Below are 23,030 nucleotides of genomic sequence, written 5' to 3'. Positions count from 1 at the left end.
AGGTTGAGTCCGCAATTAAATGGTTCCGATTCGGCTACATCCGCGACGTTTTCGTGCATGCGAAAGCGGGCCGTACGGTGACCCGTACGACCCGCTGCCCGCTGCTCATGCGGATTCGGTGCAGATGTGTGCGGCGCTGCCTCAGGCCGGAACGCTCGCCACGCCCTGCGCCAGGAACTTCTTGCCCGTGACCCGCTCGGAGACGCCCTCGCGGTCCAGGTACGGCGTGATGCCGCCCAGGTGGAAGGGCCAGCCCGCGCCGGTGATCAGGCAGAGGTCGATGTCCTGGGCCTCGGCGACGACGCCCTCGTCCAGCATCAGACCGATCTCCTGCGCCACCGCGTCCAGGACGCGGTCGCGGACCTGCTCCTCGGACAGGACGGTGTCGCCCTGCTTGAGGAGGGCGGCGACCTCCGGGTCCAGCTCCGGCTTGCCGGAGTCGTAGACGTAGAAGCCGCGCTTGCCGGCCTTGACCACCGCGGCCAGGTTCTCGGAGACGGTGAAGCGCTCCGGGAAGGCGCGGTTCAGGGTCTCGGAGACGTGCAGACCGATCGCCGGGCCGACCAGCTCCAGGAGCACCAGCGGGGACATCGGCAGGCCGAGGGGCTCGATGGCCTTCTCCGCGGTCTCCACCGAGGTGCCCTCGTCGATGACGTTCTGGATCTCGCCCATGAAGCGGGTGAGGATGCGGTTGACGACGAACGCCGGGGCGTCCTTCACCAGGACCGCGGTCTTCTTCAGCTTGCGGGCGACGCCGAAGGCCGTGGCCAGCGAGGCGTCGTCGGTCTGCTCGCCGCGGACGATCTCCAGGAGCGGGAGGATCGCGACCGGGTTGAAGAAGTGGAAGCCGACGACCCGCTCGGGGTTCTTCAGCTTCGACGCCATCTCGGTGACCGAGAGGGACGAGGTGTTGGTGGCGAGGATCGCGTGCGCCGGGGCGACCGCCTCGACCTCCGCGAACACCTGCTGCTTGACGCCGATCTCCTCGAAGACCGCCTCGATGATGAAGTCGGCGTCGGAGAAGCCCTCGGCCTTGTCCAGCACACCGGAGACCAGGCCCTTGTAGCGGTTGGCCTTGTCCTGGTTGATGCGGCGCTTGCCGAGCAGCTTGTCGATCTCGGCGTGGACGTAGCCCACACCCTTGTCGACGCGTGCCTGGTCGATGTCCGTCAGGACGACCGGGACCTCGAGGCGGCGCAGGAAGAGAAGGGCGAGCTGGCTGGCCATCAGGCCCGCGCCCACCACGCCGACCTTCGTGACCGGACGGGCCAGGGCCTTGTCCGGGGCACCGGCCGGGCGCTTGGCGCGCTTCTGGACCAGGTTGAAGGAGTAGATCCCGGAGCGCAGCTCGCCGCCCATGATCAGGTCCGCGAGGGCCTTGTCCTCGGCGTCGAAGCCGGCGCTCAGGTCGCCGTCCTTGGCCGCGGCGATGATCTCCAGCGCGCGGTACGCGGCCGGGGCCGCACCGTGCACCTTGGAGTCGGCGATGGCCCTGCCGCGGGCGACGGCCTGGTCCCAGGCCTCCCCGCGGTCGATCTCCGGGCGCTCCACCGCGAGCGAGCCGTTCAGCACGGACGCGGTCCAGATCAGCGACTGCTCCAGGAAGTCCGCGCCCTCGAAGAGTGCGTCGGCGATCCCGAGCTCGAAGACCTGCTTGCCCTTGAGCTGACGGTTCTGGTTCAGCGAGTTCTCGATGATCACCGTGACCGCGCGGTCGGCGCCGATCAGGTTGGGAAGCAGCGCGCAGCCGCCCCAGCCGGGGACCAGGCCGAGGAAGACCTCGGGCAGCGAGAACGCGGGCAGCGCCTTGGAGACGGTGCGGTACGAGCAGTGCAGACCGACCTCGACACCGCCGCCCATGGCCGCGCCGTTGTAGTACGCGAACGTCGGGACCGCGAGGCCGGACAGCCGGCGGAAGACGTCGTGGCCGCCCTTGCCGATGGCCAGCGCGTCCTTGTGCTCCTTGAGCAGCTCGACACCCTTGAGGTCGGCGCCGACCGCGAAGATGAACGGCTTGCCGGTGATGCCGATACCGGTGATGGTGCCCTCGGCAGCCTCCTTCTCGACCTGGTCGATGGCGGCGTTCAGGTTCGCCAGCGACTGCGGTCCGAAGGTGGTCGGCTTGGTGTGGTCCAGGCCGTTGTCCAGCGTGATGAGGGCGAAGCTGCCCGCACCGGCCGGAAGGTCGAGGTGGCGTACGTGCGCCTGCGTGACGACTTCACCGGGGAACAGCTCTGCTGCACCCTTCAGAAGCTCAGTGGTGGAGCTCACTTGTTGCCTCCGTCGAAGTTCGGGTTCTCCCAGACGACCGTCGCGCCCATGCCGAAGCCGACGCACATGGTCGTCAGGCCGTAGCGGACCTCCGGCTGCTCCTCGAACTGGCGGGCCAGCTGAGTCATCAGCCGGACGCCGGAGGAGGCCAGCGGGTGGCCGTAGGCGATCGCGCCGCCGTACTGGTTGACGCGCGCGTCGTCGTCGGCGATGCCGTAGTGCTCGAGGAAGGCGAGCACCTGCACGGCGAAGGCCTCGTTGATCTCGAAGAGGCCGATGTCGGAGATGGAGAGGCCCGCCTTGGACAGGGCCTTCTCGGTCGCCGGGATCGGGCCGTAGCCCATGACCTCCGGCTCGACGCCCGCGAAGGCGTACGACACGAGGCGCATCTTGACCGGGAGGCCCAGCTCACGGGCGACGTCCTCGGCCGCGAGCAGCGAGGCGGTGGCGCCGTCGTTGAGACCTGCGGCGTTACCGGCCGTCACGCGGCCGTGGGCGCGGAACGGGGTCTTCAGACCGGCCAGGGACTCCATCGTGGTGCCCGGACGCATCGGCTCGTCGGCGGTGACCAGGCCCCAGCCCGTCTCCCCGGCCTCAGCGTTGGTGCGGCGCACGGAAACCGGCACCAGGTCCTGCTGGATCTTGCCGTTGGCGTACGCCTTGGCGGCCTTCTCCTGCGAGCGGACCGCGTACTCGTCGGCGCGCTGCTTGGTGATCGTGGGGTACCTGTCGTGCAGGTTCTCCGCGGTCATGCCCATGAACAGGGCGGACTCGTCGACCAGCTTCTCCGATACGAAGCGTGGGTTGGGGTCCACGCCCTCGCCCATCGGGTGGCGGCCCATGTGCTCGACGCCACCGGCGACGACGACGTCGTACGCGCCGAACGCGATGGAGCCCGCCGTCGCGGTGACGGCGGTCAGGGCGCCCGCACACATGCGGTCGATCGAGTAACCGGGAACCGACTGCGGCAGACCGGCCAGGATTCCGGCGGTGCGGCCGAGGGTGAGGCCCTGGTCGCCGATCTGGGTGGTCGCGGCGATGGCGACCTCGTCGATCTTGGCGGGGTCCAGGTCCGGGTTGCGGCGCAGCAGCTCCCGGATGGCCTTCACGACGAGATCGTCGGCGCGGGTCTCGTGGTAGATGCCCTTCGGGCCCGCTTTGCCGAACGGGGTGCGGACGCCGTCGACGAAGACGACGTCCCGGATGGTACGAGGCACGGTGGCTCTCCTCCAGGGTGCGGGATGGCACTGCTGCGGGGCACGCCAGGAGCGCGCCGCCTCCCTCATGCTACTTGCGGGTAACCAGACTGCCCACCCCTCACGGCCGGAGCGGCGAAGGTCACATGCCGGAAGTGACCGGCCCACGGGCGGCAGCGGCTGCGAGGGGAACTGCACGGCCGCGATCCGGGCCCGGGAACGTGGCGCGATTTCGCTCCTCGCGACAGGGGATCCGACCGCCTCTGCGACTGTACGGCCGCCGAGGCCACCGAGCAGAACACCCCCGGCCCGTAGGCCAGGGGTGTTCAGGAGTGCAAGGGGTGAGGGGTCAGGCGCTCGCGCTCAGGGCCCGCAGCAGCAGCGGACCGACCTGCTCGATCTGCCAGTGCCTCGCGCCGTGCCCGGCGAGGGCGCTCTCGACCGCGTCCGGGGTCAGGCTCCGGGGCGGCTCCCAGCAGACCCGGCGCACGGTGTCCGGGGTGATCAGGTTCTCCTGGGGCATGTGCAGCCGCTCGGCGAGCTCCGACACCGCGGTGCGGGCCGCGGAAAGCCGGGCTGCGGCGGCCGGGTCCTTGTCCGCCCAGGAGCGGGGCGGCGGCGGTCCCGCCGGCTGCTGGCCGGGCTGCGGGAGCTCCGAGTCGGGCAGTACCCTGGCCCGGTCGACGGCCGCCTGCCACTGCTCCAGCTGACGGCGGCCCATGCGGTGGCCGAAGCCGGGCAGCGCGGTGAGGGCCTGCACATCGACCGGCAGGGCGAGGGCCGCCTCGATGATCGCGGCGTCGCCGAGCACCTTGCCGGGGGAGATGTCACGGCGCTGGGCGACCTGGTCGCGGGCCGTCCACAGCTCCCGTACGACCGCGATCTGACGGCGGCGGCGCACCTTGTGCATGCCGGAGGTCCGGCGCCAGGGGTCCTTGCGCGGGGGTGCGGGCGGCGCCGAGGCGATCGCGTCGAACTCCTCCCGCGCCCACTCCAGCTTGCCCTGCCGGTCGAGCTCCTCCTCCAGGGCATCGCGCAGGTCGACCAGCAGCTCGACATCGAGTGCGGCGTAGCGCAGCCACGGGTCGGGCAGCGGCCGGGTGGACCAGTCGACCGCGGAGTGGCCCTTCTCCAGCGCGTAACCGAGCACGTTCTCGACTATGGCGCCGAGGCCGACCCGCGGGAATCCCGCCAGCCGTCCGGCGAGCTCGGTATCGAAGAGCGAGGTGGGGATCATGCCTATGTCGCGCAGACAGGGCAGGTCCTGGGTGGCGGCGTGCAGGATCCACTCGGTGTCGGTGAGGATCTCGCCCAGGCCCGACAGGTCCGGGCAGCCGACCGGGTCGATCAGCGCGCTTCCCGCGCCCTCGCGGCGCAGCTGCACGAGGTAGGCGCGCTGCCCGTAGCGATAGCCGGACGCACGCTCGGCGTCGACGGCGACGGGGCCGGTGCCCGCGGCGAAGGCCGCGATGACCTCGGCCAGCGCATCGTCGGTCGCCACCACCGGGGGAATGCCCTCGCGCGGTTCGAGCAAGGGGATCGGCGCCGGGGCGACGTCGTCCGGGGGGGCGCCCCCGGTGGTTCGCAGTGAGGTGTCTGCTGCGGTCTCTTGGGCGTCGGTCACATGCCAAGGGTATCTGTGTATGTACAGCGCCCGTCGACGGAACCTTCCGTCGACGGGCGCTGATGCACGTAAACCGGCCTGGTGCGCACCTGCGCGCGCACCGCGGGCCGGGGTCAGTGGATGATGCCCGTCCGCAGGGCCACGGCGACCATTCCTGCCCGGTCTCCGGTGCCGAGTTTGCGGGCGATGCGGGCGAGGTGGCTCTTGACGGTGAGGGCGGAGAGCCCCATGGAGACGCCGATGGCCTTGTTGGACTGGCCTTCGGCGACCAGGCGGAGTACCTCCACCTCACGGCCGGACAGTTCGCGGTAGCCGCCCGGGTGGCTCGGGGAACCGGGGGGCCGACGGTGCATTCGGGCGGCATTGGCGCCGATCGGGGCGACGCCGGGGCGGGTGGGGTGACCGATGTTGGTGCGGGTGCCGGTGACGACGTAGCCCTTCACGCCGCCCGCCAGGGCGTTGCGAACGGCGCCGATGTCATCGGCGGCGGAGAGGGCGAGACCGTTCGGCCAGCCGGCGGCTCGGGTCTCGGACAGCAGGGTCAGCCCGGAACCGTCGGGCAGGTGGACGTCGGCAACGCAGATGTCGCGGGGGTTGCTGACGCGGGGGCGGGCCTCCGCGATGGACGACGCCTCGATGACGTCACGTACTCCGAGTGCCCACAGATGGCGGGTGACGGTGGAACGGACGCGCGGGTCGGCCACGACGACCATGGCCGTCGGCTTGTTCGGGCGGTAGGCGACCAGGCTTGCGGGCTGCTCGAGGAGAACGGACACCAGGCCTCCTGGGGAGTGGCGGGACGGGGCCGGCTCGGGGATGAAGCCGGGGCGAACCGTGCTTGAAGGGTCATTGACCTCTTCGGCAGCAGACCCGTCCTCCTTTAGGGGAAGATCACGATTTGATGAGTAACAATTCGGGCAAATAGGACGCGCGATCGATTGTACGAAAAGAGAGCCGGCCGCTGAGCGACCGGCTCTCCGTGAGGTGACGCAGTGCTACGAAACCTGGGGACCCCGCCGCTGAGGCAGGCTCACCACCGCCGCGTCGGATGTGCCCGACGGTGGCAGGCCGGCGATCTGGCAGAGCAGGTCCCCCCATGCGACCAGGTGTGCAGCCACATCCGGTACCCCGCCGCGCCCCTCGCGCGGCGTCCATGAGGCCCGGATCTCGATCTGGGTCGCCGGACGGCGCTCGGACAGCGCGCCGAAGTAGTGCGATCCGGCGCGTGTCACCGTGCCGCCTGCCTCGCCGTACGACAGGCCGCGCGCCTCCAGCGCGCCCGTCAGCCAGGACCAGCACACCTCGGGCAGCAGCGGATCGGCTGCCATCTCCGGTTCCAGTTCGGCCCGTACGAGCGTCACCAGACGGAATGTGCCCTGCCAGGCATCGTGCCCGGACGGATCGTGCAGCAGTACGAGGCGGCCGTCGGCCAGATCGTCCTCTCCGTCGACGACCGCGGCCTCCAGGGCGTACGCATGCGGGGCGAGCCGCTGGGGCGGTCGTGTCGGCTCGACCTCCAGTTCGGGGCGGAGGCGCACGGAGCGGAGCGCGTCGACAGCCGACCGGAACGCGGGCGGGACGGAATCACTCTCCGCACTCTTCGCGGTGTCAGCGCCATCGGAATGATCGGAGAATTGTCCCTGAGCCGGAGCCATGCGGGGAAGAGTAGGCGGAACCGGAGCCTCGCGCAGGGAGGGACACCCGGCCGGGGCAGCTCCGTACCGCTTCATGCGAAGATTCTGGTGTGAGTGCCAACGAAGGCCCCTCGGGCCTGCAGACGACATCCGCCACCCATGAGTCGGCGTTCCTCAAGGCGTGCAGGCGCGAGCCCGTACCGCACACGCCGGTCTGGTTCATGCGCCAGGCGGGGCGTTCGCTGCCCGAGTACCTGAAGGTCCGTGAGGGCATCGCGATGCTCGACTCCTGCATGATGCCGGAGCTGGTCACGGAGATCACGCTGCAGCCCGTGCGCCGTCACAAGGTCGACGCCGCGATCTACTTCAGCGACATCGTCGTACCGCTCAAGGCCATCGGCATCGACCTCGACATCAAGCCCGGCATCGGCCCGGTGATCGCCGAGCCCGTCCGCACCCGCGCCGATCTCGCCCGGTTGCGCGACCTCACCCCCGAGGACGTCTCGTACGTCACCGAGGCCATCGGCATGCTCACGGCCGAGCTGGGTCCCACGCCGTTGATCGGATTCGCCGGTGCGCCGTTCACTCTCGCGAGCTACCTCGTGGAGGGTGGCCCGTCGCGGAACCACGAGCGCACCAAGGCCATGATGTACGGCGACCCGGAGCTCTGGGCCGACCTGCTCGACCGGCTCGCGGAAATCACGGGTGCGTTCCTGAAGGTCCAGATCGAGGCGGGCGCCTCGGCGGTCCAGCTCTTCGACTCCTGGGTCGGCGCGCTGGCCCCCGCCGACTACCGCCGTTCCGTGATGCCGGCCTCCGCGAAGGTGTTCGACGCCGTCGCCGGGTACGGCGTCCCCCGCATCCACTTCGGTGTCGGCACCGGCGAGCTGCTCGGCCTGATGGGCGAGGCGGGCGCGGACGTCGTGGGCGTCGACTGGCGGGTGCCGATGGACGAGGGCGCGCGGCGGGTCGGCCCCGGCAAGGCACTTCAGGGCAACCTCGACCCGGCGGTGCTGTTCGCGCCGACGGCGACGGTGGAGGCGAAGACCCGTGAGGTGCTCGACGCCGCCGCCGGTCTCGAGGGCCATGTCTTCAACCTCGGCCACGGGGTCATGCCGACGACCGACCCTGACGCGCTGACGCGGGTCGTGGAGTACGTGCACGAGCAGACGGCGCGCTGAGGCCTCCCGGTCCGGTCACGCCCCGTCCGACAGGCCCGCCCGCACCGCCGTCACCGCTTTGCGGGCCGCCACCAGAACCGGGTCCCAGACCGGTGAGAACGGCGGGGCGTAGCCGAGGTCGAGCGCTGTCATGGCTTCCACCGTCATGCCGGCCGTCAGCGCCACCGCCGCGACGTCCACACGCTTGGCCGCCCCGTCGCGGCCCACGATCTGCACACCCAGGAGCCGGCCGGTGCGGTACTCCGCCAGCATCTTCACCGTCATCGGCTGCGCTCCCGGGTAGTAACCCGCCCGTCCGGTCGACTCGATGGTCGCCGTGACATAGCGCAGTCCGACCGCGCGCGCGTCCTTCTCCCGCAGCCCGGTCCGGGCGATCTCCAGGTCGCAGACCTTGCTCACCGCCGTCCCGACGACTCCGGGGAACGTGCCGTAGCCGCCGCCCACGTTGGAGCCGATGATCTGACCGTGCTTGTTGGCATGGGTGCCCAGGGCGATGTGCCGGGTGCGGTGGGCCACCAGATCGAGCACCTCGACGCAGTCGCCGCCCGCCCAGATGTTGTCGTGGCCCACGACCCGCATGGACAGATCCGTCAACAGCCCCCCGTGCGGGCCGAGCGGCAGGCCGACGGAGCGGGCAAGGGTGGTCTCCGGCTCGACGCCGATGCCGAGCACCACCACGTCGGCGGGGTAGGTGTCGTCGTCCGTGGCGACCGCCGTGACACGGCCGTCCGGGCCGGTGAGGATCCGGGTGACCGCGGCTCCGTTGACGGTCGTGATGCCCAGGCCGTCCATCGCGTCGTGGACGAGGCGTCCCATGTCCGGGTCGAGCGTGGCCATGGGCTGTGCGCCGCGGTTGAGCACCGTCACCTCAAAACCGCGCTTCAGCATCGCCTCGGCCATCTCGACGCCGATGTACCCCGCGCCGACCACGACCGCCCGGCGCCCCGGCGCCCGGTCCAGCGAGTCCAGGAGCGCCTGTCCGTCGTCCAGGGTCTGCACCCCGTGCACTCCGGGAGCGTCCATGCCCGGGAGCTCGGGGCGGACCGGGCGGGCCCCGGTCGCGATCACCAGCTTGTCGAAGCCCGTCCAGTACGTCTCGCCGCTCTCGCGGTCCATGGCCCGCACCCGCCGGCCGGTGACGTCGATCTCCGTCACCTCGGTGCGGATGCGCAGATCGATCGAGCGGGCCCGGTGCTCCTCGGGCGTACGGGCGATGAGGTCATCGCGCTTGCCGACGTCGCCGCCGACCCAGTACGGGATGCCGCAGGCGGAGTACGAGGTGAAGTGGCCGCGCTCGAAGGCGACGATGCTCAGTTCGTCCGGCCCCTTGAGCCTGCGGGCCTGCGACGCGGCGGACATGCCCGCCGCGTCGCCCCCGATGACCACAAGTCGCTCCGCTGCCATGCCGGGTCCCTTCGCCGCAGTGTCAGGGAGCCCACGCTACGGCGCTCAAGGGGCCGGTGGGACCTCCCCTCCGGCAGCGGCCGCGGGTGACGCCGGCGGGGCCTGTGCGGGGGCCTGGGCGGGCGTACGGCGGCGCGGCAGGCGACCGCGCAGAAGCCGCCACAGGAGCCACAGTACGGCCGCAGCGGCCAGGAACGGCGCGGTGGCGCCGATCGCCACCGCGATCCACCGCAGCATCGTCACGAAGGCGTCCCACCCGCCGCCCAGCGCGTCCAGGAAGCCGGTGTCCTCCTCCTCGGGATCCTTGTCGCGCCCGTACGGCTCGCTGAGTTCGAGCGTGATGGTCGCCAGTGAGGTGCGGTCCTTCAGGGAGGCCTGCTGAGCGAGCAGCGACTCCAGGGCGGCCTGGCGGTTGCTCAGTTCACCCTCCAGGGTCACCACATCGGTGAGTCTGGTGGCCTTGTCCATCAGGGCGCGGACCCGGGTGACACTCGCCCGCTGGGTGGCGATCCGGCTCTCGACGTCGACGACCTGTCCGGTGACGTCCTTCGCGTTCGAGGTACGGGACAACAGCTTCCCGGACCCCGCGAGTTTGCGCAGGACCGCGTCGTACTGGTCCTGCGGGACACGCAGCACGAGATGTGACACGTCGTGCGTGTCGTCGAGCCGTTCCGTGGTCTCGTCCGCGACGAGTCCGCCGGCGCTCTCCGCGGCGCTGCGGGCGGCGGCGACCGCCTTCGGCACGCTCTTCACCTCGACGTCGAGCGTGGCCGTGCGGATGACGTGCACGGCGACCGCGCTGCCCGGCTTCGGCGCCGAGGAAGAGCCGTCCGCGGACTTCTCTCCCGCCGCGTCCGCCTGCCCGGCCCCCTCCGCGCCCGGTGCCGCAGCCTTCTGGTCGGCTGCGGCGCCCTTGCTCTGCGCCTCGATGTCACTGTCGCCGGCACCGCATGCACCGGTGCCGAGCAGCACCACGAGCAGTCCGGCGGCCAGAGCGGCGCGCGAGCGTCGCCGGACGGGGTGGGTGGGTGGATGACTGTCGGTGTGGCGGTCGATATGCATAACGCGTCCCCCCAGGGCCGTTGTTGATGGTGCCGGTTCGACGTACGAGGGCCATGTGGGGGTTGCCCTTCCGCGGTTTCGAAGCGGTCACGGTCGGGACTCGGTACGGGTTTGAGAGAGTGGTCCCATGCAGCGTTCTCTTCAGCGCGACCACACGCGTACGGGTCATGTCGTCGTCATCGGTGGCGGCATCGCCGGACTGGCTGCCGCGCACCGGCTGCTCTCCACCGGTCTGCGGGTCACCGTCCTGGAGGCGACGGAGCGGCTCGGCGGCAAACTGATGACCGGCGAGGTCGCGGGCACCCGGGTCGACCTCGGTGCCGAGTCGATGCTCGCGCGGCGCCCCGAAGCGGTCGAGCTCGCCACCGCCGTCGGCCTCGGCGACCGGCTCCAGCCGCCCGCCACCGCCACCGCGTCGGTCTGGACGCGTGACGCCCTGCGGCCCATGCCCAAGGGGCACGTGATGGGGGTGCCCGGCGACCCGGCGGCCCTCGGCGGCGTGATCTCGCCCGAGGGACTGGCCAGGATCGCCCAGGAGCGCGACCTCACCCCGACCGCCGTCGGCGACGACGTCGCGGTCGGTGCCTACGTCGCCGACCGGCTCGGCCGCGAGGTCGTCGACCGGCTCGTGGAGCCGCTGCTCGGCGGGGTGTACGCGGGCGACGCCTACCGGATCTCGATGCGCGCCGCCGTACCGCAGTTGTTCGAGGTGGTGAAGGAGGGCGGCTCGCTCCTCGACGGCGTGCTCCGCATTCAGGAGCGGGCCGCCGCACGGCAGCAGACCGGACCGGTCTTCCAGGGCATCGACGGCGGCATCGGTACCCTGCCGGACGCCGTGGCCGATGCCGTACGGGCCGGAGGTGCGGAGATCCTCACCGCCACCCCCGTACTCGGGCTGACGCGGAGCGCACAGGGCTGGGACATACGCACGGACACCCGGGTGATCGCCGCCGACGGCATCGTGCTGGCCACCCCCGCCTGGTCCGCCTCCACGCTGCTCGCCGCCGAGTGCCCGGCCGCCTCCGTCGACCTGGCCGCCGTCGAGTACGCGTCCATGGCGCTGGTCACCATGGCCTTCCGGCGCTCCGACATCGCCGGGACCGAAGCCCTGCGGGGGCGCTCAGGCTTCCTCGTACCGCCCGTCGACGGGCGCACGATCAAGGCATCGACCTTCTCCAGCAACAAGTGGCAGTGGGTCGCCGATGCCGCCCCCGGTCTCTTCGTGCTGCGTACCTCCGTCGGCCGCTACGGCGAGGAGGACCACCTGCACCGCGAGGACTCCGAGCTCGTCGACGTGTCGCGGAGCGACCTCGCTGCCGCGACCGGGCTCACGGCGCGGCCCGTCGACACCGAGGTCACCCGGTGGATCGGCGGCCTGCCGCAGTACCCCGTCGGGCATCTGAGCAGGGTCGCCCGGATCCGCGACGAGGTCGCCAAGCTGCCGGGGCTGCGGGTGTGCGGCGCGGTGTACGACGGGGTCGGGATCCCCGCCTGCATCGCGAGCGCCCGGCGGGCGGCGGACGAGATCGTCCAGGACCTGACGGGGGAGACCGCCGGGGAGATCACGGGGGAGATCATCGACACGCCGCCCCCGGTTCAGGGCACTCGGAGCGAGGCGGGACAATAGCCGTATGAGTGCGCCAGAGAAGCTTCCGAACGCCGGTAAGAAGGCCAAGGACCTCAACGAGGTCATCCGCTACACCCTGTGGTCCGTCTTCAAGCTGCGAGATGTGCTCCCCGCCGACCGCGCCGGTTACGCCGACGAGGTCCAGGAGCTGTTCGACCAGCTCGAAGCCAAGGACATCACGGTCCGCGGTACGTACGACGTGTCCGGTCTGCGCGCCGACGCCGATCTGATGATCTGGTGGCACGCCGAGACCGCCGACGAGCTTCAGGGGGCGTACAACCTCTTCCGGCGCACCAAGCTGGGACGGGCCCTGGAGCCGGTCTGGTCGAACATGGCGCTGCACCGCCCTGCCGAGTTCAACAAGTCGCACGTGCCGGCGTTCCTCGCCGACGAGACGCCGCGCAACTACGTCAGCGTGTACCCCTTCGTGCGCAGCTACGACTGGTACCTGCTGCCGGACGAGGACCGCCGCCGCATGCTCTCGGACCACGGCAAGATGGCCCGCGGCTACCCCGATGTGCGAGCCAACACCGTCGCCTCGTTCTCGCTCGGCGACTACGAGTGGGTCCTCGCCTTCGAGGCCGACGAGCTGTACCGCATCGTCGACCTCATGCGTCACCTCCGGGCCTCCGAGGCGCGGTTGCACGTTCGCGAAGAGGTTCCGTTCTATACCGGACGCAGGAAGTCCGTCGCAGACCTGGTGGCCGGTCTCGCATAGCCAGCGTTTCCGATCACCCGACCCGGAAGATCAGTTGGCGGGCAACGGCGTGCAAGACGCCGCCCGCCGTTCCAGCGACACCGGGTCCGGTCCCGGGGTCACATCGGCCTCGGACCGGCGAACTGCGGTGGTCTGCGGGGGAGTCAGCCATACCTCCCCGCAGGCTGCCGCTCCTTGCCGTGTGCGGCCGATGTGTCCCGGGCCGAACAGACACCGCATGGGCGCACGGACTGCTGACAGAAGTCCGCAGCCGTGCCGGGCGGTGACCCGGGCGCTCAATGGCCCGAATACGCCGTGCGACCGCTGCGCAGGGCCGCCCGCAGCCCCGGGTCCTCCACGGCCCCCACACCCCGTACGGCCACCGCCGCCAGCAGATCGCGGTCGGCTCCGTGCTCCGGGGCCGGCAGTGAGTCCAGCCATCGCTGCCCGGAGGGCGAGGCCCACGGGCTGTACGGGTGGTTCTCGACGCGGGCTATGGCCAGGCAGCCCAGCGTGAGGGCGAGCGGCAGCCCGAACCAGGCCACCACGGGACCCGCGTACCCGGGGTCCTGACCGGGCACCAGCGCGGCGGCAGCGGCCAGCACCACCACCAGCACGGCCGCACCCCGCACGGACCGCACAGCCGATGCCAGGGTCGTCCGGGTCCCGTGCGGTACGGCAAGGCCCGCCGCGACGAGGCGGTCGGCGAGGGCGCGTACGGCGTCGGTAGCCGCGGCAGCGGCCCGTATCGGGGCTATCCGGGACTGCCCCTCCGGACCGATCGCTCGGATGACCGTGCGCTCGACCTCGTCCCGGCCCTCCGGATCGACGACCGTCGCCCAGCCCGTGTGGGCGAGCAGCAGCCGGCGCCGCAGATGCATGGAGACCAGCGCCAGATCGGCGACCCGGTGCGGGCCGCCGGCCAGGAAGGCCGTCTCGTACAGGTTGAGTTCGTGAAGGGCGGGTTCGCGCGCGGCCTCGGCCGGCCGCTGGGCCGCACCTGCGGTGACGAGGCAGAGCCGGATGCAGGAGATGGCCGCCGCGCCCCACGCGACCAGGAGAAACAAGACCCAGAGCATGGCGGAGTTCTATGCGAGGCGGGCAGGCGAGCGCCATGGGCTGTTCACGATATGGACGAACTATGGTCACGGGCAGTCAGCGGTGGCCGAAATCGTGCGTTCAGGAGCTACTGCTGCTGCAGCTCGATCCGCTGCTGCCGCCGCAGCTGGATCCGCTGCTCGATCCGCCGCAGCCTGACCCGCTGCTCGATCCGCCGCCGCAGCTCGATCCGGAACTGCAGGAGGATCCTGACCCGTGGCCGCCACCGCCGCTGGAACTTCCGCACCCCCCGCCGCCGGGGCTCGCCCCGGCACACCACATCACCGGCACGAGCGCGGCGCTCGTGGCACCGGAGTCCGCCGAGGGCGAGGCCGGCAGGGAGGACGACGAGGAGCGCCCGGCGGGCCGGTGGCGCGCGGCTGCCAGCAACTGCGCCCGGAGCGCGGGGTCGGGGAGTGCGCCCAGCCCCCGCGTGGCCACCAGATGGGCCGGTTCGCCCACATAGGGGTGGGCGGCCGTGTAGCCGTCGGTGGCCCGGCGCCCCGCCCGGGTGATCCGGGCCTTGGCCGAGGCGGCCGTGAGGCCGCCGACCAGCGTCCCGGCCAGGAGTGCCGGCAGCACCTTCACGATGAACGGGAACGGCACGTCCGCGTAGCCCTCGAGCAGGGCGTACTGAACGAAGGTCAGCAGCAGGCTGACGGGGCCGGCCACCACGCACACCGTCACCTGGGTGAGCGCCCACCGGCGGCGCGTCCGGTTCTCCTCCGGCTCGACCAGCAGCCCCCGCGCCGCGAGTCCGTCGCCGATCTCCTGCACCGCCGGATGCCGCATCACGGCCTGCCGCAACGTGTGCAGGGCTCCGCTCGGGGCGGCGGCCAGCTCCTGGAGCACGGCACGCTCCACCGCGTCGCGGGCCTCCGCGCGCTGTACGGCGACGATGCCTGGGCCGCCGATGGCCAGGCGCCCGTCCGTATGCAGGGCGGTGAGGGCGGTGTCCACGACCCTGGCCGGGCCGCCGTTGAGGAAAGCGGCCTCGGAGAGATCGTGCAGTGACGCGTGGGGGTCGCCGCCGAGACGGCCGGCCTTGCGGGTCGAGACGATCAGGAGCGTCGAGGTGACCGCCACCGCGAGGGTCAGCAGCAGGGCAAGAGCGTTCATCGGGGTCACCTTCCCAGGAGTGCGGTACGGGCTGCCCGGACCAGACGGGTGCTGCGGCGCGGCGGACGGGCGGCCGTGCGGTCCTGCCACCAGTGGGTCAGCCTGAGACGCGCTGCGTCGTCGGCGGGGCGGCCCGCGACGAGCAGCTGCTCGGCGAAGGCCAGGGCGTCACGACGGTAACCGGCGGACATGGGCCGGGTCCTGGCGTACGCGAGGAACGCGCTCCGGTAGCCGTCGCCGAGGATCTCCGGGAGCTCCGGTGCCACCTTGGCGACGACCCCGGCCCGCTTGGCAGCCAGGGCGCGGCTCTGCACCCCGAGCCGCCGGTGGTCGAAGCCCTCCGGCGCGGGCGTACCCGCGACCAGTGACGAGAGCAGTGCGGTCTGGGCGACGGCGGTGCGGTCGCGGGCACCGGCGGCCCGTCCGGCCGGCTCCTGGGACCGGGCCGTCGGCTGTCGCACGGGTGCCGGAACGCCGGCCGCTTCGGCCAGCGTGGCGCGGATCGCGGCCAGTTCGCCCGCCAGTTCCGCAGCCGGCGGGAAGTCGTCGTCGCGCTCCAGCAGCACGCCCGGCGGATCGACCCGGGAGCGGAGCTCGGCCAGCACGTCCAGGACGGACTGCGTCACGGGATGGGCGTGGGTGTCGTGCCAGACCCCGTCCTTCTCGATGCCGCCCGCCACATGGACGTACGCGATGGCCTCGACCGGCAGTTCGTCGAGTGCCGTCGCCGGGTCCTCGCCCCGGTTGACGTGATTGGTGTGCAGATTGGCGACGTCGATCAGCAGCCGCACGCCGGTGCGCTCGACCAGTTCCGCGAGGAACTGCCCCTCGGTCAGCTCCTCGTCCGGCCAGGAGATCAGCGCGGCGATGTTCTCCAGAGCCAGGGGCACGGGCAGCGAGTCCTGGGCGATCCGCACGTTCTCGCACAGCACCTCCAGTGCGTCCCAGGTCCGCGGCACGGGCAGCAGGTGCCCCGCTTCCAGCCCCGGTGACGCGGTGAGCGGCCCCCCGGCCCGTACGAACGCGATGTGCTCCGTCACCAGCGGCGTGCCCAGCAGCGTGGCCCGCGCCGCCAGGTCGGCGAGGCGGCCCGCGTCGGGGCGGTCGGCACCCCCGAGGCCCAGCGAGACACCGTGCGGGACGACGGTGACGCCGCGCTCCCTGAGGCGGGCGAGAGACGCGGGGAGGTGGTCGGTGCAGATGTTCTCCGCAACCGCCTCGACCCAGTCGATCCCGGGCAGCGCTTCGATGGCGTCCTCGATCTCAGGCCGCCAGCCGATTCCTGTTCCCAGCTTCATCCGTCCCCCTCCTCGGTCCTTCGCTTCGTGCAGGGGTCATGGCCCCGCCACACGGCGGTGAATCCGAAAAGGGGGACGTTCAGAGCTTGATTTGAGGTTCCCGGAGCTACGGCTGCGGCAGCGGCTCCATCGTGGGCGGCACCGGGCGCGAGGTGAACGACTGGTCCCCGGTCGGCGTCACCGGCACCGGGACCTGCGGGACGTTGCCCGACACGGGCGGGCCCGAGGGGCTGGCCGTCGACGCGCCCGCCGCCTCGCGGGCCAGACCGTCGAAGTCGACGAACCCGGTGCGCTCCAGCATGGTGATGTGGTCCAGGACGGTCTGGTTCGCGTCCGAGGCCAACTGTCTGATCAGCGAGTTGCGCGTGGTGTGCCGGACCTGGGCTATCAGCGCGAAGACCTTGCCGTGCGCGTTGCGCAGCAGATTGGCGAACTTGCGCTCGTACTCCTGGCCGCTCGCCGCAGTCAGCTCGCGCAGCCAGCCCTGCTGGATCTCCGACGGCTGGTTCGGCAGCTCCACACCGAGCTTGGCGGCCACGTCCCGCGCCCGCCGGTCCAGATCCGTGTGCCCGACCACCAGGTGGTCGCCCGCCTCCTTCATGGCCTCACTCGGTGCGCGTTCGATGGCCTGCTGCCCTGCCGGAAGTTCCCACAGCCCGGCGAGGCGCACCTTGACCAGGAAGTCCCGGTCGGTCGCGGAGAGGGGGCCCCACTGGGTGGCGACGCTGGACGCGTTCAGATTGGCTTCGCCGGTCCCCGAGCGGTCGGCGTACGACCAGACGGGATAGGCGAGCGCGCCGAGTGTGGCGACAAGTGCCGCGATGATGAGGGCCGTTCCGTTGATGCGTCGCAACAAGAGTGTCTCCCGGGCCGATACGTGGCAGCTCTGAACCAACCGCCAAGTGACTCGTCATTCAACCTACTCGTCGGTAATGGCGGTGCGGCAGTACCCGGAGGTACGTATTTCGGCGCAGGGATGTTCAGCAGGAGGGCGGGCGATCTTCAGCGGCGCAGTGCCGGATGGTCCGCGACCACCGTGCAGGACCCCGGCGCGATCTCGGTGAACCCGGCATCGCGCACCACCGGCAGTCCGCTCACGGTGAGTTCGCGCCAGCGGTCCGGGGCAGGGGTCGCCACGGAAAGAGGGAAACCAGCCTCCCGCCACGCCTTGCGCTCGGTGTCCGACAGCTCCCACCAGGCGAGCTGCGCGCCGTGCCCGGCCTGGGCCATCGTCTTGCCCGCCGACATGCCGAGCTCCGGATTCAGCCAGAGCACCGGGCCGGCACCGTCGGGCGCGGCCGGCGGCTCCGGATCGTCGAGGTCCGTGCCCGACACCTGGAGCTTGGCCAGCTCTTTCGGCCAGCCGTCCAGCGGCACCGGCGGGAACACCCGCACCTCGGCCTGCTCGCCCGTGACCGTGATCCCGGGCAGCGCGGACGCCTTGCGCCACTCCGCACCGCGTGCGCGCCGCACCACCTTGCGGATCCGGGCGTCCTGCCAGTCCCGCATGAGCTGCGCCCACTCGCCCTCACCGAGCGAGCGTTCGTCGGAGAGCATCGTGAGCACCGCACGGGCGGCGGTCCGCAGCGCGTCGGTGCGTGCCGGGGGGTCCGTCTTCTCGATGTGCACCACCAGCGGCAGCACGAACTGAGGTGCCTCGTCGCGGACCGTCGGCTCGGTGCGGAAGGGGCTGTCCGCAGGATCTGCGGGAAGGGGCTCGGGGAGGTCGTCGCTGCTCACGGAGTCCAGTCTGCCAGGCCCCCGCATACCGGCTCTTGGCGGAACGCAGGGCTCCGGGTGAGGATGCCGGGCATGAAGAGCGACCTCTTTTCCAGCGAGCACATGGCCCAGCAGGCCACCGCCCCCGGCATGTCCCTCCAGAACGCCAAGTCCATCAAGTACGCCGTCAACGGTGAGATGCACGCACGTCAGGGATCGATGATCGCCTTCCGTGGCAGTCTCCAGTTCGAACGCAAGAGCCAGGGCATCGGCGGCATGCTCAAGCGCGCGGTCACCGGCGAGGGGCTGGCGCTCATGGCGGTCCGCGGTCAGGGCGAGGCGTGGTTCGCCCACGAGGCGGCCAACTGCTTCATCGTGGAGATGGAGCAGGGGGACGTCCTGACCATCAACGGCCGCAACGTCCTCTGTTTCGACGCGAGCCTCTCGTACGAGATCAAGACCGTGAAGGGTGCCGGAATGACCGGCGGCGGCCTCTTCAACAGCGTCTTCAGCGGCTACGGCAAGCTCGGCCTGATATGTGACGGCCAGCCCATCGTGATACCCGTCACAGCCCAGCAGCCGGTGTACGTCGACACGGACGCGGTCGTCGGCTGGAGCGCCCAGCTCTCCACCTCGCTGCACCGCTCGCAGAGCTTCGGCTCGATGGTGCGCGGCGGTTCGGGCGAGGCCGTCCAGCTGATGCTTCAGGGTGAGGGGTTCGTGATCGTACGGCCCAGCGAGCTCAAGCAGGAGAAGGCGTCGGCCAACTGAACCTGAGCGGGGTGGGCCGCCGGTACGGCTTCCGCGGACCCTGGGTGCTGCGCGGGGTCGATCTGGTGCTGCCCGCGCGGAGTCTGCTCCGCATCGAGGGGGCCAACGGAACGGGCAAATCGACCTTGTTGCGGATGTTCGCCGGCATCGACGCGCCGTCCGAGGGACGGATCACGGGCAGGCCCCGTACCGCGTACGTTCCCGAGCGCTTCCCGGCCGCCCTGCCGTTCACCGCGGCCGGATACCTCGTCCACCTCGGCCGCATCCACGGACTGCGGACCGCCGAGGCGAAGGCGCGGGCCCAGGAGTGGCTGACGCGCTTCGGGGCGGCGGGGCACGCCCGTACACCGCTCGCGGAGCTCTCCAAGGGCACCAGCCAGAAGGTCGCTGTCGCCCAGGCGCTCCTGGCCGAACCGGACCTGCTCGTCCTGGACGAGGCGTGGACCGGCCTGGACACCGAGGCCCGCGACGAACTGGACCGGGCCGTCGCCGCGCGGGTCCTGGCCGGGGCCACCGTCGTCTTCGTCGACCACGATCCGCGCCGGATGGCATCGAGTGTCGACGCCGCGTACCGGCTGGAGGGACACACCCGCGCCCCGGCAGAGCTTCCGGCACTTCCGCTCGAACACCCCGGCCCCCGTGTCCGGATCGACGCGACGGGTCCGGCGGGTGGTGCCCTCCCGCCGGGGCTCCAGGGCGCGCTCGCCGTGGAACAGGCCGGCGGTGAGGACACGGGACGGGTCAGCCTCACCGTCGCTGCGGCGCACTCGGACGCGGCGCTGAGCGTCCTTCTCACGGCCCGCCCGCCCTGGCACATCACCGGGGTCGCGCCGGTCCCGCTCACGGACCGGGCTGTCGCACGGGACCGGTCCTCGGTGCCGGCCGCGCACCTGGATTCGGCCGTGGACCCGGACCTGGTCCCATCCGTCGCGTCGTCGCGGGAGCCCGCGCCCGGTCGCGTAGCGGCCATCCCGGGTCCTCGCCCCGCACACCGGGGAGCCACGACCGCTCTGATGCGCTATCAGGCCGCGCTGCTGGTGCGCTCGCAGCGCTGGCTCGCGCCCGTCCTCCTCTACGCGGCCTTCCTCGGCGTCGGTGTGCGGGCCGGACAGCCCCTGCTGGACTCGCTCGGTTACGCGGCCGCCGCACTGCTTCCCGTCGCCGCGTGGTTCGTCCGGCTCTGCGTCACCCAGGAGCCGCCCGCCGCCCGGACGGTCGCGGCCGCTGCCGCCGGGCAGTCGCGGGTCCACTGTGCCGCGCTGCTCACCGCCCTCGGATCCGCACTCGCCCTGGGCGTCGTGGCCGTCGCGGTGGTGCTGCTCATCAGCAAGCCGGTCAGCACCGACAACACTGTCGACATACCGATTCTGCCCGCCGCATGCGCCGGACTGTTCGCCGCCGTCTGCTGCGCCCTGCTGGGAGCGTCGGTCGGAGCGCTCTGTTCCCGGCCGCTGCTGCGCCGCCGCGGCTGGTCGCTGGCGGCCACCGTGCTCGGCGCGCTGCTCGCCCTGGTGACCAGCGGCTCACCCGCGAGGTATGCCGTGACGAGCCTGGTCTCCGGTTCGTCGGCCGGGACGGTCCTGGTCCCCGTCCTGCCGCTGGCAGGGGCCGCTGTCATCGCCGGAGCGGTGGCCGCCGTAACCTCTCGGCTCACTTCTCTGCGCGGGTGAGTACGCTCGCCTGCATGGACGATGCGTACTGCGAGACGCCCGCGCCGGCCTCCGTACCCGTCGACACGGGCCCGCCGTACGCCGAGTGCGTGCTGTGCCGGAAGCCGACCGAGTACCCGGAGGCGACGAAGGGCAGCACCCTCTGCCCGGTCTGCGCATGGCAGGAGGCGGGGCGCACCGCCTGCTCGGGCTGACGTGGGCTCTCGGAGGCCGGCGGGTGACCGCCGCGGTCACCCGACAGCCTCTGTGCCCCGCATCAGCTCGGAGACCTTGACGAAGCGGTACCCCCGCGCGCGCAGTTCGGGGACCACGCGCCGTACGGCCTCGTCGGTGACGGGCGCCGCGCTGCGCGTGCAGTGCATGACGACCAGCGAGCCCGGCTTCACGCCCGCCAGTACCTGCTCGGCCACCGCATCCGCGTCCGTGGCGAACGCGTCGCCGCTGACGACGTCCCACTGGACCGCAGTCACTCCGGTGGATGCCAGGGCCTTCAGCGACGCGTCGTCGTAGCAGCCTCCGGGAAAGCGGAAGTACGGCACGACATTGCGTGCCCCCGTATCCCGGATCGCGGTGAAGGCCCGCTCCACCTCGCCGCGCATGGCGTCCTTCGCGACGGTCGGCAGTCCGTAGCAGGGGGAGGAGAAGGCGTAGTGGCTGTACGAGTGGTTGGCGACCTCGAACAGGGGGTCGGTGCCGATCGAGCGGGCCTGGGCCGGGTACTCCTGGGCCCACCGGCCGGTCATGAAGACCGTCGACGGCACCTTCAGCCGGCGGAGCAGCGTGATCAGACCCGGGTTGTCGAAGTGTTCGCCCGCTGCGGCGCGCGGACCCTGATCCGCCGTCATGTCCGCGTCGAAGGTGAGCGCCACGACCTTGTCGGCCTTGTCGCCGGAGCCGCCCGAGCGGCGTTCGAAGACGGGAGTCAGCCCGGCCGGCCCCGGAGTCATCGTGGGCGGCGTCGTCTGTGTGTCCTGCTCTGCGCCCTGAGCCCGTGCCGTGTGGCTCGGGCTCGGGCTCGGAGCGGCCGGGGGCGCGAGGGTCCGGGTGCGGGCGCCCTCCGGGTTCCCGCAGCCGGTGAGCACCGCGCCCAGAATCGCCAGCGTGGTCATCGTACGAACAGATTTGATCACTGGAGGACGCTAGCTGATGGGCGGTCAGCTTCCCCGCGCGGCACTCCGCCCGGCGTTCCGGCCCCGGCCGCGGCGAACCGGGGCCGGGGCAGCAGACGCCGCCCCGGCCCCGGTCCCGCTACCGGCCGCTCAGCGCCAGGGACCCGTCACCGCGAACGTCGTCCCCGGCGTATAGCAGTTCACGAACATCGTCCCGCCGTCCGGAGAGAACGTGACCCCGGCGAATTCGCCCCACTCCGGCTCCTCGGCCGTCCCGATGTTCTGCCGCCCCCGCGCCATCGGATAGACCTCGCCCCGCCGCGTCACCCCGAGGACGTGCTGCGCGCCCCCGCCGTCCTCGCACACCATCAGCCCGCCGTCGGCGGCGAGGCAGATGTTGTCCGGGGACTCGCCGGGCAGCTGGATGTCCGAGTCCGGGCCGAAGACGACCACCAGCGTGAGCCGGCGCCGCTTCGGTTCGTACCGCCAGACCTGGCCGAAGTGGTCGGCCGCCGACCCCTGCGAGCTGTGCGCGAAGCTGGAGACGAAGTAGACGGACGAGCCGCCCCAGTAACAGCCCTCCAGCTTCTGGGCGTGCGTGATGCCCTTCGGCCCGAAGTCCTGCAGCCGGATCGGAGTCCCGACGGCCTGTGGATCGGGGACGGGTACCCACTCGATCCGGTCGAAGCTCGCTCCGGTCTCCTGGACGACGGACAGATCGGGTACCCCGGGCACCCGCATGGCTTCGAGTGCGCCCCCGGCCCGCAGTGAGCCCGTACCGCCGAGCGGCTTCTCCGGGAGGAAGCGATAGAAGAGCCCGAACGGCTTCTCGAACGCGTCCTCGGTCTCGTACACGATCCCGTTCTTCGGATCGACGGCGATCGCCTCGTGCTGGAAGCGGCCCATCGCGGTCAGCGGTACGGCGCCGGTGCGGCGCGGATCGGCGCCGTCCACCTCGAAGATGAATCCGTGGTCCTTCGTATAGCCGTTGGTGCCGGCCTTGTCCTCGGTCTCCTCGCAGGTCAGCCACGTGTTCCACGGAGTGGGGCCGCCCGCGCAGTTGACCGCCGTACCGGCAATGGCAACCCGCTCGCCGAGGACGTGTCCCCGGCTGTCGAGCTCCAGGGCCGTACAGCCGCCCTTGCCCATCGGGTCGTAGGTGAGGCCCTCGACGGTCGGCACACCGATTCTTCCGGTGGGCCGGTTCTCGTGGTTGCGCACGAGGTGGACCCGGCCGCGGCGGCCTGCGAAGGCGGCCATGCCGTCGTGATTGCTCGGGACCTGGCCCTCGCCGGAGCGGAGGGGGTCGCCCTCCCGGGAGAGGACCCGGTAGCGGAAACCTTTCGGCAGGTCGAGCAGTCCGTCGGGGTCCGGCACAAGGGGCCCGTAGTCGCCGTGGCCGCGGGCGGCGGCAGTGCCGGCGAAGAGTTCGGTGAAGGCCCCGGCGAAGGCGATCGAGGCGGCGGTCGCGCCGGTGCCTGCCAGGACCTGTCGTCGTGTTGCGCGTCGTTGTGCTTCTGATGACATGAGGCAACTCCCTGTTGGCGGAC

General features: G+C 71.5%; 20 protein-coding genes and 1 pseudogene. 7 read left to right on the top strand and 14 right to left on the bottom strand.

The window, feature by feature from the left end; translation table 11 throughout:
- Positions 1-141: 141 nt before the first annotated feature.
- The 5 genes from ACFWBQ_RS07850 to ACFWBQ_RS07830 form a co-directional block, all read right to left on the bottom strand.
- Entirely contained in the window at positions 142-2,271 is a 2,130-nt protein-coding gene (locus ACFWBQ_RS07850) for a 3-hydroxyacyl-CoA dehydrogenase NAD-binding domain-containing protein (RefSeq protein WP_385485267.1), read from the bottom strand.
- A complete protein-coding gene (locus ACFWBQ_RS07845; protein ID WP_056791800.1) occupies positions 2,268-3,488 on the bottom strand; it encodes an acetyl-CoA C-acyltransferase in 1,221 nt (406 codons plus the stop codon). Before ACFWBQ_RS07845 ends, ACFWBQ_RS07850 begins: the two co-directional genes overlap by 4 nt.
- A 328-nt stretch (positions 3,489-3,816) precedes the next feature.
- Entirely contained in the window at positions 3,817-5,091 is a 1,275-nt protein-coding gene (locus tag ACFWBQ_RS07840; RefSeq protein ID WP_385485265.1) for an HRDC domain-containing protein, read from the bottom strand.
- 113 nt (positions 5,092-5,204) lie between these two features.
- The gene (locus ACFWBQ_RS07835) at positions 5,205-5,867 is read right to left on the bottom strand and encodes a response regulator transcription factor (RefSeq protein WP_351180313.1); all 663 of its coding nucleotides are present in this window, start codon (positions 5,865-5,867) and stop codon (positions 5,205-5,207) included.
- Between the two features lie 219 nt (positions 5,868-6,086).
- On the bottom strand, positions 6,087-6,746 hold the full coding sequence (locus ACFWBQ_RS07830) for a DUF3000 domain-containing protein (protein ID WP_385485263.1): 660 nt from the start codon (positions 6,744-6,746) through the stop codon (positions 6,087-6,089).
- A gap of 89 nt (positions 6,747-6,835) precedes the next feature.
- Between ACFWBQ_RS07830 and hemE the strand changes: the two genes are divergently transcribed.
- Positions 6,836-7,906: a uroporphyrinogen decarboxylase gene (gene hemE / locus ACFWBQ_RS07825; RefSeq protein WP_385485261.1), complete on the top strand. Its 1,071-nt coding sequence runs from the start codon at positions 6,836-6,838 to the stop codon at positions 7,904-7,906.
- 15 nt (positions 7,907-7,921) lie between these two features.
- On the opposite strand, the gene ACFWBQ_RS07820 is transcribed toward hemE, so the two are convergent.
- Both ACFWBQ_RS07820 and ACFWBQ_RS07815 read right to left on the bottom strand, forming a co-directional pair.
- The gene (locus tag ACFWBQ_RS07820) at positions 7,922-9,310 is read right to left on the bottom strand and encodes an FAD-dependent oxidoreductase (RefSeq protein WP_385485259.1); all 1,389 of its coding nucleotides are present in this window, start codon (positions 9,308-9,310) and stop codon (positions 7,922-7,924) included.
- A gap of 45 nt (positions 9,311-9,355) precedes the next feature.
- Positions 9,356-10,372 (bottom strand): DUF4349 domain-containing protein, encoded by a 1,017-nt coding sequence (locus ACFWBQ_RS07815; RefSeq protein ID WP_385485257.1) that lies wholly within the window; start codon positions 10,370-10,372, stop codon positions 9,356-9,358.
- A 127-nt stretch (positions 10,373-10,499) separates the two neighbouring features.
- Between ACFWBQ_RS07815 and hemG the strand changes: the two genes are divergently transcribed.
- Positions 10,500-11,999, top strand: coding sequence for a protoporphyrinogen oxidase (gene hemG / locus ACFWBQ_RS07810; protein ID WP_385485255.1), 1,500 nt, complete (start codon positions 10,500-10,502; stop codon positions 11,997-11,999).
- A 4-nt stretch (positions 12,000-12,003) separates the two neighbouring features.
- Positions 12,004-12,717: a hydrogen peroxide-dependent heme synthase gene (gene hemQ, locus ACFWBQ_RS07805; protein ID WP_385485253.1), complete on the top strand. Its 714-nt coding sequence runs from the start codon at positions 12,004-12,006 to the stop codon at positions 12,715-12,717.
- A gap of 275 nt (positions 12,718-12,992) precedes the next feature.
- On the opposite strand, the gene ACFWBQ_RS07800 is transcribed toward hemQ, so the two are convergent.
- The 5 genes from ACFWBQ_RS07800 to ACFWBQ_RS07780 form a co-directional block, all read right to left on the bottom strand.
- Positions 12,993-13,775 (bottom strand): TIGR04222 domain-containing membrane protein, encoded by a 783-nt coding sequence (locus tag ACFWBQ_RS07800; RefSeq protein WP_385485251.1) that lies wholly within the window; start codon positions 13,773-13,775, stop codon positions 12,993-12,995.
- A 100-nt stretch (positions 13,776-13,875) separates the two neighbouring features.
- Positions 13,876-14,913, bottom strand: coding sequence for a TIGR04222 domain-containing membrane protein (locus tag ACFWBQ_RS07795; RefSeq protein ID WP_385485249.1), 1,038 nt, complete (start codon positions 14,911-14,913; stop codon positions 13,876-13,878).
- Between the two features lie 5 nt (positions 14,914-14,918).
- Positions 14,919-16,211, bottom strand: a complete 1,293-nt coding sequence (locus ACFWBQ_RS07790; RefSeq protein ID WP_385485247.1) for a DUF692 domain-containing protein — start codon at positions 16,209-16,211, stop codon at positions 14,919-14,921.
- Between the two features lie 106 nt (positions 16,212-16,317).
- Entirely contained in the window at positions 16,318-17,064 is a 747-nt protein-coding gene (locus ACFWBQ_RS07785) for a DUF4142 domain-containing protein (protein WP_385485744.1), read from the bottom strand.
- A gap of 149 nt (positions 17,065-17,213) precedes the next feature.
- Positions 17,214-17,951 (bottom strand): aminoacyl-tRNA hydrolase, encoded by a 738-nt coding sequence (locus tag ACFWBQ_RS07780; protein WP_385485245.1) that lies wholly within the window; start codon positions 17,949-17,951, stop codon positions 17,214-17,216.
- Positions 17,952-18,023: 72 nt separating this feature from the next.
- Between ACFWBQ_RS07780 and ACFWBQ_RS07775 the strand changes: the two genes are divergently transcribed.
- From ACFWBQ_RS07775 to ACFWBQ_RS07760, 4 genes and pseudogenes are all read left to right on the top strand, one after another.
- Complete coding sequence (locus tag ACFWBQ_RS07775; RefSeq protein ID WP_385485243.1) at positions 18,024-18,701, top strand: AIM24 family protein; 678 nt, start codon at positions 18,024-18,026, stop codon at positions 18,699-18,701.
- A gap of 11 nt (positions 18,702-18,712) precedes the next feature.
- A pseudogene (locus ACFWBQ_RS07770) lies at positions 18,713-19,081 on the top strand (ATP-binding cassette domain-containing protein); the annotation flags it as partial.
- 633 nt (positions 19,082-19,714) lie between these two features.
- Positions 19,715-20,371: an ABC transporter gene (locus tag ACFWBQ_RS07765; protein WP_385485742.1), complete on the top strand. Its 657-nt coding sequence runs from the start codon at positions 19,715-19,717 to the stop codon at positions 20,369-20,371.
- Positions 20,372-20,385: 14 nt separating this feature from the next.
- Positions 20,386-20,565, top strand: coding sequence for a hypothetical protein (locus ACFWBQ_RS07760; RefSeq protein ID WP_385485241.1), 180 nt, complete (start codon positions 20,386-20,388; stop codon positions 20,563-20,565).
- A 36-nt stretch (positions 20,566-20,601) separates the two neighbouring features.
- On the opposite strand, the gene ACFWBQ_RS07755 is transcribed toward ACFWBQ_RS07760, so the two are convergent.
- Entirely contained in the window at positions 20,602-21,480 is an 879-nt protein-coding gene (locus ACFWBQ_RS07755; RefSeq protein WP_385485740.1) for a polysaccharide deacetylase family protein, read from the bottom strand.
- A 150-nt stretch (positions 21,481-21,630) separates the two neighbouring features.
- A complete protein-coding gene (locus tag ACFWBQ_RS07750; RefSeq protein WP_385485239.1) occupies positions 21,631-23,007 on the bottom strand; it encodes an alkaline phosphatase PhoX in 1,377 nt (458 codons plus the stop codon).
- Positions 23,008-23,030 lie beyond the last annotated feature (23 nt).

The organism is Streptomyces sp. NPDC060035 (assembly GCF_042736635.1).
Classification (GTDB): Bacteria; Actinomycetota; Actinomycetes; order Streptomycetales; family Streptomycetaceae; genus Streptomyces.
Note: the sequence above shows the minus strand (reverse complement) of the source record. Positions and strands in the feature narration are given on the sequence as shown.

What these genes read in the sequence shown, in the direction of transcription:
- ACFWBQ_RS07830 (WP_385485263.1), bottom strand. Translation starts at nt 6,746, where the DNA reads ATGGCTCCGGCTCAGGGACAATTCTCCGATCATTCCGATGGCGCTGAC.
- ACFWBQ_RS07820 (WP_385485259.1), bottom strand. Translation starts at nt 9,310, where the DNA reads ATGGCAGCGGAGCGACTTGTGGTCATCGGGGGCGACGCGGCGGGCATG.
- ACFWBQ_RS07815 (WP_385485257.1), bottom strand. Translation starts at nt 10,372, where the DNA reads ATGCATATCGACCGCCACACCGACAGTCATCCACCCACCCACCCCGTC.
- hemG (WP_385485255.1), top strand. Translation starts at nt 10,500, where the DNA reads ATGCAGCGTTCTCTTCAGCGCGACCACACGCGTACGGGTCATGTCGTC.
- hemQ (WP_385485253.1), top strand. Translation starts at nt 12,004, where the DNA reads ATGAGTGCGCCAGAGAAGCTTCCGAACGCCGGTAAGAAGGCCAAGGAC.
- ACFWBQ_RS07800 (WP_385485251.1), bottom strand. Translation starts at nt 13,775, where the DNA reads ATGCTCTGGGTCTTGTTTCTCCTGGTCGCGTGGGGCGCGGCGGCCATC.
- ACFWBQ_RS07795 (WP_385485249.1), bottom strand. Translation starts at nt 14,913, where the DNA reads ATGAACGCTCTTGCCCTGCTGCTGACCCTCGCGGTGGCGGTCACCTCG.
- ACFWBQ_RS07790 (WP_385485247.1), bottom strand. Translation starts at nt 16,211, where the DNA reads ATGAAGCTGGGAACAGGAATCGGCTGGCGGCCTGAGATCGAGGACGCC.
- ACFWBQ_RS07775 (WP_385485243.1), top strand. Translation starts at nt 18,024, where the DNA reads ATGAAGAGCGACCTCTTTTCCAGCGAGCACATGGCCCAGCAGGCCACC.
- ACFWBQ_RS07765 (WP_385485742.1), top strand. Translation starts at nt 19,715, where the DNA reads ATGCGCTATCAGGCCGCGCTGCTGGTGCGCTCGCAGCGCTGGCTCGCG.
- ACFWBQ_RS07760 (WP_385485241.1), top strand. Translation starts at nt 20,386, where the DNA reads ATGGACGATGCGTACTGCGAGACGCCCGCGCCGGCCTCCGTACCCGTC.
- ACFWBQ_RS07755 (WP_385485740.1), bottom strand. Translation starts at nt 21,480, where the DNA reads ATGACCACGCTGGCGATTCTGGGCGCGGTGCTCACCGGCTGCGGGAAC.
- ACFWBQ_RS07750 (WP_385485239.1), bottom strand. Translation starts at nt 23,007, where the DNA reads ATGTCATCAGAAGCACAACGACGCGCAACACGACGACAGGTCCTGGCA.